This window comes from Desulfosporosinus acididurans (genome assembly GCF_001029285.1).
GTDB lineage: Bacteria > Bacillota > Desulfitobacteriia > Desulfitobacteriales > Desulfitobacteriaceae > Desulfosporosinus > Desulfosporosinus acididurans.
In genome coordinates this window covers 16,095-29,653 of record NZ_LDZY01000023.1, presented here as the reverse complement: position 1 = coordinate 29,653, position 13,559 = coordinate 16,095, and the positions used below count along the sequence as shown (strand labels likewise).

At 45.2% G+C, this 13,559-nt stretch carries 7 protein-coding genes and 1 rRNA gene; 1 reads left to right on the top strand and 7 read right to left on the bottom strand.

Features of this window, described 5'->3' with window-relative positions:
• The 3 genes from DEAC_RS23995 to DEAC_RS20825 all read right to left on the bottom strand — a co-directional run.
• Window positions 1-573: ribosomal RNA gene (locus tag DEAC_RS23995) — 16S ribosomal RNA — on the bottom strand; the annotation flags it as partial.
• 501 nt (window positions 574-1,074) lie between these two features.
• A complete protein-coding gene (tyrS, locus tag DEAC_RS20830; RefSeq protein WP_047812019.1) occupies window positions 1,075-2,343 on the bottom strand; it encodes a tyrosine--tRNA ligase in 1,269 nt (422 codons plus the stop codon).
• A gap of 86 nt (window positions 2,344-2,429) precedes the next feature.
• The gene (locus DEAC_RS20825) at window positions 2,430-2,618 is read right to left on the bottom strand and encodes a hypothetical protein (protein ID WP_047812018.1); all 189 of its coding nucleotides are present in this window, start codon (window positions 2,616-2,618) and stop codon (window positions 2,430-2,432) included.
• Window positions 2,619-2,852: 234 nt separating this feature from the next.
• On the opposite strand from DEAC_RS20825, the gene DEAC_RS20820 reads away from it, so the two are divergent.
• Window positions 2,853-5,552: a transglycosylase domain-containing protein gene (locus tag DEAC_RS20820; protein WP_047812017.1), complete on the top strand. Its 2,700-nt coding sequence runs from the start codon at window positions 2,853-2,855 to the stop codon at window positions 5,550-5,552.
• Window positions 5,553-5,646: 94 nt separating this feature from the next.
• Here DEAC_RS20820 and DEAC_RS20815 read toward each other — a convergent pair whose 3' ends face one another.
• The 4 genes from DEAC_RS20815 to pheT form a co-directional block, all read right to left on the bottom strand.
• Window positions 5,647-8,013, bottom strand: coding sequence for an endonuclease MutS2 (locus tag DEAC_RS20815; RefSeq protein ID WP_047812016.1), 2,367 nt, complete (start codon window positions 8,011-8,013; stop codon window positions 5,647-5,649).
• A 94-nt stretch (window positions 8,014-8,107) separates the two neighbouring features.
• Window positions 8,108-10,669: a U32 family peptidase gene (locus DEAC_RS20810; RefSeq protein WP_047812015.1), complete on the bottom strand. Its 2,562-nt coding sequence runs from the start codon at window positions 10,667-10,669 to the stop codon at window positions 8,108-8,110.
• Window positions 10,670-10,843: 174 nt separating this feature from the next.
• A complete protein-coding gene (locus tag DEAC_RS20805; protein ID WP_047812022.1) occupies window positions 10,844-11,101 on the bottom strand; it encodes a cell division protein ZapA in 258 nt (85 codons plus the stop codon).
• Window positions 11,102-11,144: 43 nt separating this feature from the next.
• Entirely contained in the window at window positions 11,145-13,550 is a 2,406-nt protein-coding gene (gene pheT, locus DEAC_RS20800) for a phenylalanine--tRNA ligase subunit beta (protein WP_047812014.1), read from the bottom strand.
• Window positions 13,551-13,559: the final 9 nt, after the last annotated feature.

Sequence of the window (13,559 nt, the reverse complement as noted above, 5' to 3'; positions counted from 1 at the left end):
CACGCTCGCCCCCTACGTATTACCGCGGCTGCTGGCACGTAGTTAGCCCGNGGCTTCCTCCTTAGGTACCGTCATGTCTCCTCCATATTCCTGAAGAAACCGTTCTTTCCCCTAAAAACAGTACTTTACAATCCGAAGACCTTCATCATACACGCGGCGTTGCTCCGTCAGACTTTCGTCCATTGCGGAAGATTCCCCACTGCTGCCTCCCGTAGGAGTCTGGGCCGTGTCTCAGTCCCAGTGTGGCCGTTCACCCTCTCAGGCCGGCTACTGATCGTCGCCTTGGTAGGCCTTTACCCCACCAACTAGCTAATCAGACGCGGGTCCATCCATCATCGGCAGCATATTCAGAGGCCGCCTTTCCTTATACGTTGATGCCAACCTATAAGCGTATCCGGTATTAGCCCTCGTTTCCAAGGGTTGTCCCGGTTTGTTGGGTAGGTTACCCACGCGTTACTCACCCGTCCGCCACTAAGATCCTTCTAAGTAAACTTAGAATTCTCTCCGTTCGACTTGCATGTGTTAAGCACGCCGCCAGCGTTCGTCCTGAGCCAGGATCAAACTCTCCAAAAAAGTTATTTCAACTTCCTTAAAGAAGATGATGACTTGCTCATGATTCCATGATTCTTTTGAAACTCTTCCGAGTTTCTCTCATTGGCTGTCCTTGTTGTTTAGTTTTCAAAGATCAGAATGTCCGCTTAATTTTGTGTTGTTTGCGTTTTGTTTCGCGGCACTTAAGTATATTAACATTTCATTTTTATCTTGTCAATATTTTTTTTTGCAATTCCTCGAAAAAACCCTATGCAAAATATGGTAAATGAAAATTTCGTTACTACTTTTTATCCAGTTTTTAAGACCCCCACTTCTATAAGTGAGGCCACTGAAAATCTAGGGAAATCTACTGCTTGGGTATTCAAAACCACCATATACAGTAGGTAAAATAGAAAGTCAGCACTATATATGGTGTTGACCTTCTCGAAGATAAAGTTTTTCAGTGGCCTCCTATAAGTGAGGGTAGGTCCTTCAATTGACATTACCAATTGATCCAATGGATATTCAATCAACTCAGCAGAGTTATTGCCCAAATTTAATAAGATAATAGTTCTTTTTCCCTCGCCGAACAATAAGATATTTCCCATCTAAACGTTCCAATTGTGATACAGAGGTTTCTAAATCATTGCAGCGAAGGTCATTGACATAGATAGCACCATTCTCGATAGATTCTCTGGCCTGACGCTTTGAGGAGACAACCCCCGCTTGGACCAATAAATCCACAAAACTTATATCAGTGTTATCAATCGCAGCAGAGGGGACATCACTAAATCCCTCTTCAACCTCGGAAGCGGATAAACCTTTTAGTCCCCCTCCAAAAAGAGCATTCGTTATTTTCTCTGCTCGAGCAAGAGCTTCTTGACCATGAACCAAGCTTGTTACCTCACTTGCCAGAGTTCGCTGGGCTTTTCTCTTTTCGGGCTCTCTTTCCAAGTCTTGAGCTAAAGCATTGATGTCATCAATTGTTAAGAACGTGAAGTATTTCAAAAATTTAATAACATCCCGGTCATCAGTATTTAACCAAAATTGATAAAATTTATAGGGCGAAGTCTTTTTAGGATCTAACCAAACTGCACCGCCCTCAGTTTTCCCAAATTTGACCCCGTCGCTTTTGGTGACGAGGGGCATGGTCAAACCAAACATTTCCTTATCCTGCTCATCAGAAGTTCGACGAATTAGCTCGATGCCTGCCGTGATATTCCCCCATTGGTCACTCCCTCCCACTTGAAGTTCACAACCATATAATTCGTTCAGCTTCATAAAGTCGTAGGATTGTAAAATCATATAGCTGAATTCTGTATAGGAAATCCCTTTACTCATTCGTGTTTCAACCGACTCTTTAGCTAACATACTTCCTAGAGGAAAATTCTTACCAATATCTCTCAGGAATTCTATGACCTGAAGAGAGCCGAGCCAATCGTAATTATTGGCAATAACCGCCGGATTGTCTTTTCTTTCAAAATCCAAAAAACGGCTTAACTGAGCTTTTATCTTATCAGCCCATTCTTCTACAATTTCTTGGGGATTGAGTACTCTTTCTGAAGCTTTGCCGCTTGGATCACCAATCAGCCCCGTCCCTCCGCCGACCAAGGCAATAGGCTTATGCCCTGCTAGCTGAAATCTCTTCAATATTAATATAGGCAGCAGACTTCCAATATGGAGACTATCGGCAGTAGGATCAAAACCACAATATAATGAAATGGGTCTTGACATTAATCGTTTACGTAACGATTGTTCATCCGTATGCTGATAAATAAGCCCTCGATCTTTCAAGTCTTGAAACAAATCCATAATTATACCTCCAAAAATATTTTTAGCTCTTCGTGCGGGATAAAATACTTAGAGTTCTTACTCTGTAAATGCTCTCAACTCCCGAATCATTTAATTAAATAAATAAATCCCTCAACTAACGTTGAGGGACGAAAATGCTCCGCGGTACCACCCACATTGATGCCGTTTCTCTGCAGCGAAACGGGCACCCAGCTCTGTAGCTTTAACGGAACTACTCCGAGAGCTTTTAACTCTAGTCCTGAGGTGTAACCCTTGGTTTCCGGGTCGGTTTGCACCGAGCCACCGACTCTCTAATACCTTCTGCCAAGCTTCTTCTCAATCATACCATTCACAATATATATTTATATTATTATATTATACCTTTTCGTAATTCGATATGCAACCGACTATATCGACCTGTCAGATACCTATACAGAATTAGAATTTCCTTAGGATTGCAGAAGTATGATATAATTCAAAGAATTATATCAGGTATCTAAAACCTCATATTTTTCGGAGGAGGTTCAATCATGTCATCATCTCGAAGATCAACAAGTCCTCGAAAAAGGCGTCGTCCATCGAAATTTCGGTTTGTTTTTAAGCTTTTTCTTACTCTCATGCTCTTAGCAATCATTGGTGGAGGAATTTTTGTTGGGATTGTTGCCGCACAAACGCCTAAATGGGATCCCAGTGCACTAAACGACCAAAAGCAAACCTCCTATGTTTACGACAAGAATAACGTACAAATAGCCCAATTGTACGGGGGAGTTAACCGCCAAGTCGTCCAATCATCAGAAATCCCAGATCTTGTTAAAAAAACATTTGTAGCAGTCGAGGACAAACGTTTTTATCAGCATTTTGGGATCGACCCTATTCGAATTATTGGTTCAGCAGTAAATGACATCCGCTCGGGAAGTGCTAAAGAAGGAGCAAGCACCATCACTGTTCAACTTGCCAGAAATGCCTTTATTGAAGACCCTACGGCCAAAACCCTGACCCGTAAAGTTCAAGAAGCTATTATTGCACTTCAACTCGAACACGAATATACCAAAGACGAAATTCTCACATTCTACCTCAATAAGATTTTTTTAGGGCAATCCTCCTTCGGAATCCAAGCTGCAGCCAAAACGTATTTTGGCGAAGACCTCAAGAATCTGACACCGGATCAAATCGCTCTCTTAGCAGGGCTGCCCCAAGCTCCGAGCCAATATAACCCTTATATTCATCCTGAAGCAGCCAAAAATCGCCGTAATATTGTACTGGGAGTCATGAAAGATGCCGGATTGATTACTGCCAGTCAATACGACCAATACAAAGATGCTCCTTTTACTTATGTCGATACTATGAAACAAAAAGGTGGGGCTGAAAACACTGCCATATCCACTGCAAATTACAAATACCCTTATTTTATTGATTATGTAGTCGAAGAGTTGGAATCTACTTATAACTTAACTCCAGATCAAATTTACAGCGGCGGATTGAAGATTTATACAACCATTGATACGAAAATCCAAAGCGCCGCAGAATCTGCTTTTGCCGACCCCTCAAATTTTCCGCGAGGAATTGATAACACAAAAGTGGAAGGCGCTATGACAGTCATTGATCCAACGTCTGGCGGGATACTGGCGATGGTTGGCGGGCGGGAATATACAACCCGCGGCTTAAATCGAGCCTGGCAATCCAAACGGCAACCCGGATCTACGATCAAACCTTTAGCTGTTTATGGTCCAGCCATCGAAAAAGGCGGATATTTCCCCGGGACAGTGCTTGATGATATGCCTGTCAGCTATAATGGCGGAAACGGTAAAGCTTGGACTCCTACGGATTTTGATACCATTGACAAAGGCTGGAAGGGCTTAATTACTATGCGTTACGCCCTGGAAGATTCGGTAAACGTTTATGCTGTCAAACTTCTTAATCTCATTGGAGTAGATTATGGTTGGAAGTTTGCCAAAGATAGGTTAGGCTTACCGCTTGAGGACAAAGACCGTGTCCTTAGTCTTGCCCTTGGGACACCGGAAGTATCTACTTTAGATATGGCATCTGCTTATGGAGTTTATGCCAACAACGGAGTAAAAGTAACGACACATGCAATAGCGAAGGTTCTTGATTCTAAAGAAAATACGATTATTAGTCCTAAAATATTGAAAACCCGGGTCATGAAAGAAACAACAGCCTATATTATAAACAATATGCTGCGCAGTGTTGTTACGGACGGTACGGCCTATAGTGCCCAAATAGGAAACTGGGCTATTGCCGGAAAAACCGGGACCACATCGTTGGATCCTAATAAATACGGCAATAAGTCTGGCAATCCGGATGCCTGGTTTGCCGGCTATACTCCCAACATAACAGGAATTGTCTGGATGGGATACGATTCTGACCCTGACGGTAAACATTATTTACACAATGTCTATGGCGGAAGTTATCCGGCCCAAATCTGGAAAAAGGTGATGACTGTCGCTCTTAAAGATCTTCCTGTTCAAACGAAGTTTGAAGAACCTGCCGGGATTGTAAGCGGACGATTCGATACAAAATCCGGTCTTCTTCCAAGCAACTTAACTCCACCCCAGTTTATTAGCACCGAAATAGCCGCCCAAGGGGATTTCCCCACTCGTGTCAGTGATGTTTGGGTTCAAAAGAACGTCGATGCAGATAACCCTGACATCTTAGCAAACGCCTCAACAAAGAATGTTATTGCAAAAACATTCCTTAATCTGCCGAATCGCTCCCCCTCTTGGATATGGCCCCCCAGCGAAGCCCCCTACCGACCGCCAAGTGGAATAACGGGGTCAGGGGGGACTTCAAATGATCTAAATTCAACCGCTCCTGATTCAACAACAGCTAATTCGACCAACCCTAACTCAAATGTTCCAGATGCAAACACAAACCCTCAAGTAGACCCAACCCTCTCCACCCTCCCTAAACCTTCCCTAGGTCAAGTTAACTATGACCCCAAAACCTATACAGCAGTTATACCCATGACGGTTCCTGCTAACAGTGAAAACAATTCAACGATTTTTTATCTTCAACGTTCAGGTCAGAGTACCATAGAAAGCTTCCCAATAAACGCCTCCCACTCCACTAAAACTTCCATTTCTATTTCACTCTCAGACAACGGGAAGCCTCCCATACCTGGTGACTACATCTTCTGGGCCGCTTTCCAGAATCCCAATGGCTCAGGAGTCGGACCGTCTTCGGGAAGTGTAAAATTAACGATAACTGACTAAAACTATCAACCACAAATTCCGAAGCCGGGATCAACGCTAAACAAAAAGGTTGTAGCAAACTTTCGAAAGTTTGCTACAACCTTTTTCAATGTGTTCACTTCAACTCAACGACTGTAACCCCTGAATCCCCTTCTCCATATTCGCCGAGCCTATAGCTGCGCACATGAGGATGCCCTCGCAGAAAATCCTGAATTCCTGCCCGCATGGCGCCTGTTCCCTTGCCATGAATTACATAGACTTGACCGACACCACCTAAAACTGCATCGTCAAGAAACTTATCCAAGACTTCAGTACCTTGTTCGACTAACATTCCTCTCAGGTCAATCTCGCTTCGAATCTCTTCCGCCTTTTGCAGTCCAAGACTATTTCCTTTGCGGGAACTTCTGGGCGGAGTTGTCTTTTCTTCCCGAGCCAACTTTAATTCTGTTAAGGGCACTATTACTTTCATGATACCCGCTTGAACAAGGACTTCACCGCTGGCATTGGGGAGCTTCAGCACTTGACCCTTCTGCCTGAGTTTTGTCATCATAACCGTCTGTCCCGGCTTAAGCTGATCTGGTTTCAAACCACCGCCGGTATGCTCAGTCGCTCGTCCTTTTTCAAGTTTATTGGAAACCCGGCGAAAACCCTGGCGCGCCTTTTCAATGTCCTGTTGTTGTTTGTTTTCCTTCTTGAGAGCTTCTTTTAACTCGGCAATAATTGCTTCCGCTTCACGTTTTGCTTCACGAACCAGCTCACCAGCTTCCTCTTTCGCCAAGGTCATTAGAAGTTCATAGTCTTCATCTAAACGTTGTGACTTTTCTTCCAGAGCCTTTGCTTGCAGTTCCAGCGCTTGCCTTCCGGATTGGGCCTTTTGTTTTTCCAGCTCAATTTCCCGATGTGTCTCGCCAAGATTTTCAATGAGATCAGCAACCTGCATTTCCCGTTCGGTTACAAATGTATTAGCCCGCTCAAGAACCCGCTCACTTAGGCCAAGTCTTCTGGCAATGGTAAAAGCATTACTTTTACCCGGAATTCCAATTAATAAACGATACGTCGGGCGCAAGGTCTCCGTATCAAATTCTACCGAAGCATTCTTTACACGCGGCGTTTCGTAGGCAAAGGTTTTGAGTGCCCCATAATGGGTCGTAGAAACTGTCCGGCATCCTCTTGAATGCAGCTCCTCAAGAATACCCATGGCTAAGGCCGCGCCTTCCGTCGGATCTGTCCCGGCACCAACTTCATCAAGTAAGACCAATGACTGCTCATCGGCACGCTGAATAATATCAACGATATTTTTCATATGACCGGAAAAAGTACTCAGAGACTGCTCGACACTTTGTTCATCCCCAATATCTACAAAAATCCGGGTAAAGATCCCCATGCAAGAGTCTCTCTCCGCAGGGATATGCAGGCCAGATTGAGTCATTGCCGCCATTAGGCCGACAACCTTTAAAGCCACAGTTTTCCCTCCGGTATTTGGCCCGGTAACAACCAAAGTATCAAACTCAATCCCCAATTCAACAGAGAGAGGAACGACGGTACCACTGATCAGAGGGTGACGGGCTTGCACCAGCTTTAATTGTTGTTTAGGAACTAATTCAGGTACTCCCGCATTCATTGTTATACTTAAATTCGCTTTAGCTAAGACGAAATCGAGTTTTGCCAGGGCTTCATGAAGATCTGCCACCGCTTCTGCTCGTGCCTCAATTTGGGCAGAGAGCATTTGAAGAATACGCTGAACCTCACGCTGTTCCTTTAAAACTACTTCCCGCAATTCATTGCCCAAATGGACAACCGGCATGGGCTCAATGAATAACGTTGCACCACTGGCCGATTGATCATGGACAATACCCGGGAAAACCGAACGATATTCCTGTTTTATAGGAATAACATAGCGATCCGAACGCTGGGTAATGATAGGGTCCTGCAGCATTTTTTGATAAGCAGGGTTACGCAGTGTCCCTTCCAGACTCTCCCGAATGCGATTCTGCAGACGATATAGAGCACGGCGTAATTCCGCTAATTCCGAGGATGCATTGTCTGCGACCTTGCCATCCTCGGTAATACAACGGGAAATTTCATCCTCCAAAGGTTTTTGACTCTCGATTGAAAGAGTGATCTCCCATAATCCAGGAAACTCCGCCTGAGATTCCTGGAAGTACTGTTTTAGTTTTCTGCCAACCCGTAAGGTGTCCCGGATCTCAAGCAATTCTTCGCCATGAATAATCCCTCCGCGTAAACAACGTTCAAGGTAAGGCCGTATTTCTTTAGCGCCGCGAACAGAAAAGAGGGGGTTCCCGCGCAAAAGATTTTTTCCCTCATTCGTTTCTTGGAGTCCAAGACGCACACCTTCCCAATCAACCTTTGGGGTTAACCCTTCAGCTAATTCCTTCGCTCTTGGAAGAAGACAATATTCGGCCAAACGTTCTAAAACTTTGGGAAAATCCAGCTTTTTTAATACTTTATCTTCGATTCCCATAGATCCTCCTCAATACACTAAAAAAACACAATACCCAGCACCAGTGGAATCAGCATTCGCAATCCTAAACATAATAATTAGTATGAGGCATTAGTTAAAGCACACCTCTAAAAAAATGTCCCTTCGTAAAGCCTTGTGGAAACATGGAAGTCAACTCTGCCATTCCTTGATCCGGAGTCCATAGGGACCGGTTTCCGAGCTGCAAGGTATCCCATGCTTCTAAAAAAACCTTGACGATCAGCCCGACCTGTTCAGGAGATTGGCGAGTTAGCTGTAAACGTATATTGGATACGCCCATTCGTTTGAGCTGCGGCAATTCTTCATATAGATTTAAGACCTTAACATTATAAAGATGCATCCGGCATTCCTGATCCGTCTCCAAAGGAAAGTCATACTCCAGACGATCCCGTAAATAATGGGGCTCTTTAACGCATACACCTGAGCAATGGCTTCCTTGCTTTCCACCCAAGGTCGATCCTATCGGACAGTATTCACTAACCATCATTTCCAGATCGCCAAACACAAAGTACTCTATCCCCCCCCATTTTGCCAAATGAGCCAATTGTTCATGATGCAATTCCGGAGATAGGGTTACCCTTTGAGCGCCTAGGTGCAAAAAGTGAGCAAGACTGGCTTCGTTGAAGACGTTTAAAGAATAATCTGTTTCAAAAGGCCAGTTGGGATCCAAAGAGCGCAGCATTTCCAATTCACCGAGATTTGAGACCATAAGTTTTGGCTTGTCTGGCCAAAGAGCTGCTTTTTTTAGATCCTCCAGGAGTCTCGTACTTTGAGTTTCATTTAAAACTCTGGGAAGCCGCCAAACGCAATCAACACCCTGTTTGCGGCAGGTCTCAAACCCCGAACGTATTTCATCTATTTTGAAATTTTTTCTCGAACGCCAGTGTTCTCCGCCAATGAGTACTCTTTTGGCCCCAGACTTTAGGGCCGCCTCAAGGGTTTCCGGATCACTTACAGCTACAGAAACCAGCGGCAGGTTACTCCTTGCGGAACTTAAGCGTGCTTTCGCCAATTCATTGTTCCATTTGCCAATTCTTTGTCGATAAAGAGATCGCTCAACATTTCGCTGAGTAGTTTCTCTAAGCAGTTCCTCTACTGCCTTTCGCCGCATTTCATTGAGATCACTCACCGGCAGCATCAGACCCTCATCAACTTCAACCACTAATTGATCCAACCAGAAAGGTGTAGTTCCTAATCGTCCAAGCTGCTGGTTCGCATAGTCCCAAGTCAAAGGCCGTTTCAAAGCCTTTTGGGCAGGATTAGCAGAAAATACCCTGACCCTGCGCATACCTTCGACAACTTCTAAAGTTAGTTTATCTCCAATATGCCCCCTCAGAGACATAGTCAGAGGACGCTTGCGTTGTTCTTTACCTTCTTGGAAACTTTCCCGGGCCTTCTCCATTAATTTAGCGTCATTTGTTTTAAAGACGCGATCCCCGGGACGTGCCACCCCAGAAAATTCAATTTGCACAGTTTCCCCGGGGAAGCCGTCATTAACTTGTTGCTTGTCTCTCCAGATGTTACCGACAGTGATTCCTTCCCGTCCCCTGCCTGTCCAAAACTCAATTCCATCGCCCGAATGAATAGCAGCCTCGAGTTTGAGATCTAATCCTCCTGAGTTGAGACTCACTACACGTCCAAGGCGTGTTCCCCGATTGTTTGGACGACTGTAACTCATAAGGTCCGCGCCAGGATTCTCTCTTAGATATCCCTTGGTAAAATCACGATTAAAAATTTGCAATAATTCCTGATGTTCCTCTGTTGTAAGTAGCGGACCATTCTCTCCTTGACGTTCAATCCGATCAAGCGCCTTTCTGTACAGCCTAATTACTGTTGCCACATATTCCGGTCGCTTCATTCGGCCTTCTACTTTCAGGGAATGAACTCCAATCTCCTTTAGCTCCACTAAATCTTCTACTAAATTTAAGTCCTTGGGGCTTAATAAATGCTCCCCTAAATTCTTAACAGTCAATAGATTTTTGCGCTCTTGATTAACCAGCTGATAAGTCATCCGGCATGGCTGGGCGCAAGTGCCTCGATTCCCGCTCCTTCCTCCGATAAAGCTGGACATCAGACACTGGCCGGAATAACATACACAGAGCGCACCATGAACAAAAACTTCCAGATCCAACGGAGTACTTGCAGCCAAGGTTTTGATCTCAGCTGCTGAGGTTTCTCGTGCAAGGACAACTCGATAAAAGCCGAGTCTTTCCATATGCTGAGCACCCCATGTTGTGTTAATCGTCATTTGCGTGCTCGCATGGATTTCCAGTTCCGGCAGAATCGCGCGAATGAGACTTGCGACTCCCAGGTCCTGTAGTATAACGGCATCAACACCAATATCATAAACAGCATAAAGGTAGTCCATCAGCTCTTGAAACTCTTGATCCGCGATCAATATATTAACTGTTAGGTAGACTTTAACCTGCCGTTCATGAGCATAGCGGACTGCTTTGTGCAGCTCTTCCAAATCAAAATTTGCGGCACTTGCTCGGGCACTAAAACTCTTGCCTCCTAAGTAGACTGCATCGGCGCCGTTTTCCACAGCTGCTTTAAACGCTTCAAAACTTCCTGCAGGTGCCAGAAGCTCCAGAGGGGGTGTCTCATTTGCCACTACCGCTTCTCTTTGATTGTTCATTTAATTTTACGCTCCACCCTCATATTTTGTTTATCCACTCCAATGAACATACTTATTATAATTGCTTAGCTTAGATATGTACAATTTCTCATACTTTAATGCAAAACAACGGAGAGCATCTTAAACTGCTTGCAAAGCAGTTTAAAATGCTCCCTCACTCAAAAATCTTCTTAGCTATTCAGTCTTTTCGCCCAGCAGCTGCATGAGAGTTTCTTGCTCTTCTCGCAGCTTGGCAAGATCATCCGCCAGATTAAGTGCTGTTAATATTGCCACTTGGTGAATGCCTAAGCGAGGGAGTCGTTGGGAAATTAAACGCATTTTTTTGTCCACTTCGTGAGCCAACCCCTGGATATACGCTTCTGTTCCTTCACCGCGGACGACGTGCTTCTCTCCAAAAATTTCAACAGTGACTTTGACTGATTCCTGAGCCACAATTTTCCCTCGCTCTCTTCTTGCTACTTTGCCGAAACGCTTTCTATTTTCGCCATTCTGCATCAAATTCCTGCTGAATTCCCTCTAAGATGCGAGAATTCAAGATATTTACTTCTTCATCGGTTAAAGTCCGCTCCAGCGATTGGTAGTGCAAGGAAAAAGCAAGACTTTTGCGTCCTTCTGGTATTGACTTGCCGGTATAGACATCAAATAGTTCTACGTTCTGCAGCAGTTCCCCCCCGAGCTTGTGAATCTTAGTCATCACCGCCGCTGCGGAAGTATCTATGGGTACCACGACTGCCAAATCACGATTGATGGCAGGAAAACGCGGGATGGATTGAGCACGTACAATCGGCCGCATATGCTTAAATAAGACACCCAAATCTAGCTCAAAGAGTACAGCCCGCTCCAGAGCCCATTCTTTTTCTTCCGAAGGATGTATCTCACCCAAAAAACCGATACATTCATTGTGAAGATAAACATCAGCCGAACGTCCGGGATGAAGCCGAGGACGATTTTCCGACATTCGATAATCAAATTTAAGCCCAAACTCCCGAGCAATCTCCTCCAAAATTCCCTTGACGTAGAAAAAGTCATATTGAGTCTGGGAATTTAGCCAATGCCTGCCACTCTTCCCAACGGCAACCCCAGCCACTCGCAATACTTCACGCGGAAGCTCGCGCAAAGGTTTTTCATCACCCCAGTAAGTCGTTCCAACTTCAAAAATACTAATTTCCGTATTGCGTCGTGCTGTGTTCTTGGCCGCAACCTCTAACAGTCCGGGCACCAAGGACGTACGCATCACGCTAAGTTCTTCCCTTAAGGGGTTAAGCAGAGAAATCGAGTGCTGAGCACTTCCCCACTGAGCATCTTTAGCAGCGCCTGTAAAGGTATAAGTCATAACCTCATCCATTCCGGATTGAACAAGTACCTTGCGCAAGCGACGGCGGAACTCCTGTTCCGGTGTCCTTCTTCCTTGAGTCGTATCCCCTTGCGGCAAGGTCGTAGGGATTAGATCATATCCCCTTAAACGAGCAACTTCCTCCATGAGATCTTCCTCAATTTCCAAATCCGCACGATAGGTGGGAATCTCCACATCGAAGATGCCTTCCATTTCCTCGTACTTAAAGTTTAGGTTTTCCAGAACTTGTCTGATATCGGAGTCCTTCAGCTCAAGCCCAAGAACAGTAGAGGTATGCTGTACTGATAGTGTGATCTGACGCTGCAAAGGAAGAGTCTTTAGCTCATCAAGGAAGGCCACAGGGCGTCCTGCCCCTAATTCCAACAGCAATTCACATACTCGTCCCAAGGTTGCCACACAACCGTAAGGATTAACACCCTTTTCGTAACGATTTGAAGCTTCTGACCTGAGTCCCAGCCTTCGGCTTGTCCTGCGTATACTTACTCCGGCAAAATGGGCCGACTCGATTAATAAACATTTCGTATCCCCCGTAACTTCACTGTCAACCCCCCCCATGACGCCTGCAACTGCTAAAGCTTGTCGGTCATCGGCGATGAGCAGAGTATCCGCTTGAAGAGATCGCTCAACTCCATCGAGAGTGACAATTTTTTCTCCCGCTTTGGCACTACGAACATGAATGTTCCCGGTGATCTTATCCCGGTCAAAAGCATGTAAAGGCTGCCCCATCTCCAACATGCAGTAGTTCGTAATATCGACGATATTACTGATTGGCCGAACCCCAGCCGCCTTGAGTCTTCGCTGCATCCATTCCGGTGAAGGAGCAATATGAACATTCTCAACAACTAAACCGGCATAACGGCGGCACAACTCTTCCTCTTCAATGATAATCTTAAGGTTCTCGGCAGCAGGAAGATCTAATCCCTTCGCTGTATCTGCCCATTTGGGTAAATGGGGCTGTTTACCGGTGAGTGACGCCACTTCGCGTGCCACATTAACCATCGCCAAACAATCGGGGCGATTGGGATAGAGTTCTAAATCTAAAACACTGTCTTCCCGCCCTAGATATTTGCCAAAGTTCTCCCCAATTGGAGCCTCGGCCGCTAAGACCAAAATACCGCCTTCGCTGCGATCTAAACCTACGGAAGCATCAAGCAGGAGCTCTTCACGCGAGCATAACATCCCCTCTGAAACTACACCTCGCAGCTTAGACTTCCGAATCGCCAAGTCATTGGGCAAGACAGCGCCTATCATGGCTACAGGGATTCGATCTCCGGCCTGTAAATTCTGGGCACCGGTGACGATAGTAACGTTTTTCTGCCCTACGTTAACGTCACAGACCCATAGCCTGTCGGCATTAGGATGCTTAGTCAGAGAACTAATTTCCCCAATGACTACCTTTTCAAACCCTTTATTAAGATTTTCAACACTTTCTACCTCAATTCCGCCGCGAGTTAATGTTTCTGCCAACTCTTCGGCGGTCTGATTGACATCAACCAGTTTGTGAAGCCATTCCATACTGACTTTCATCGTCTTTCC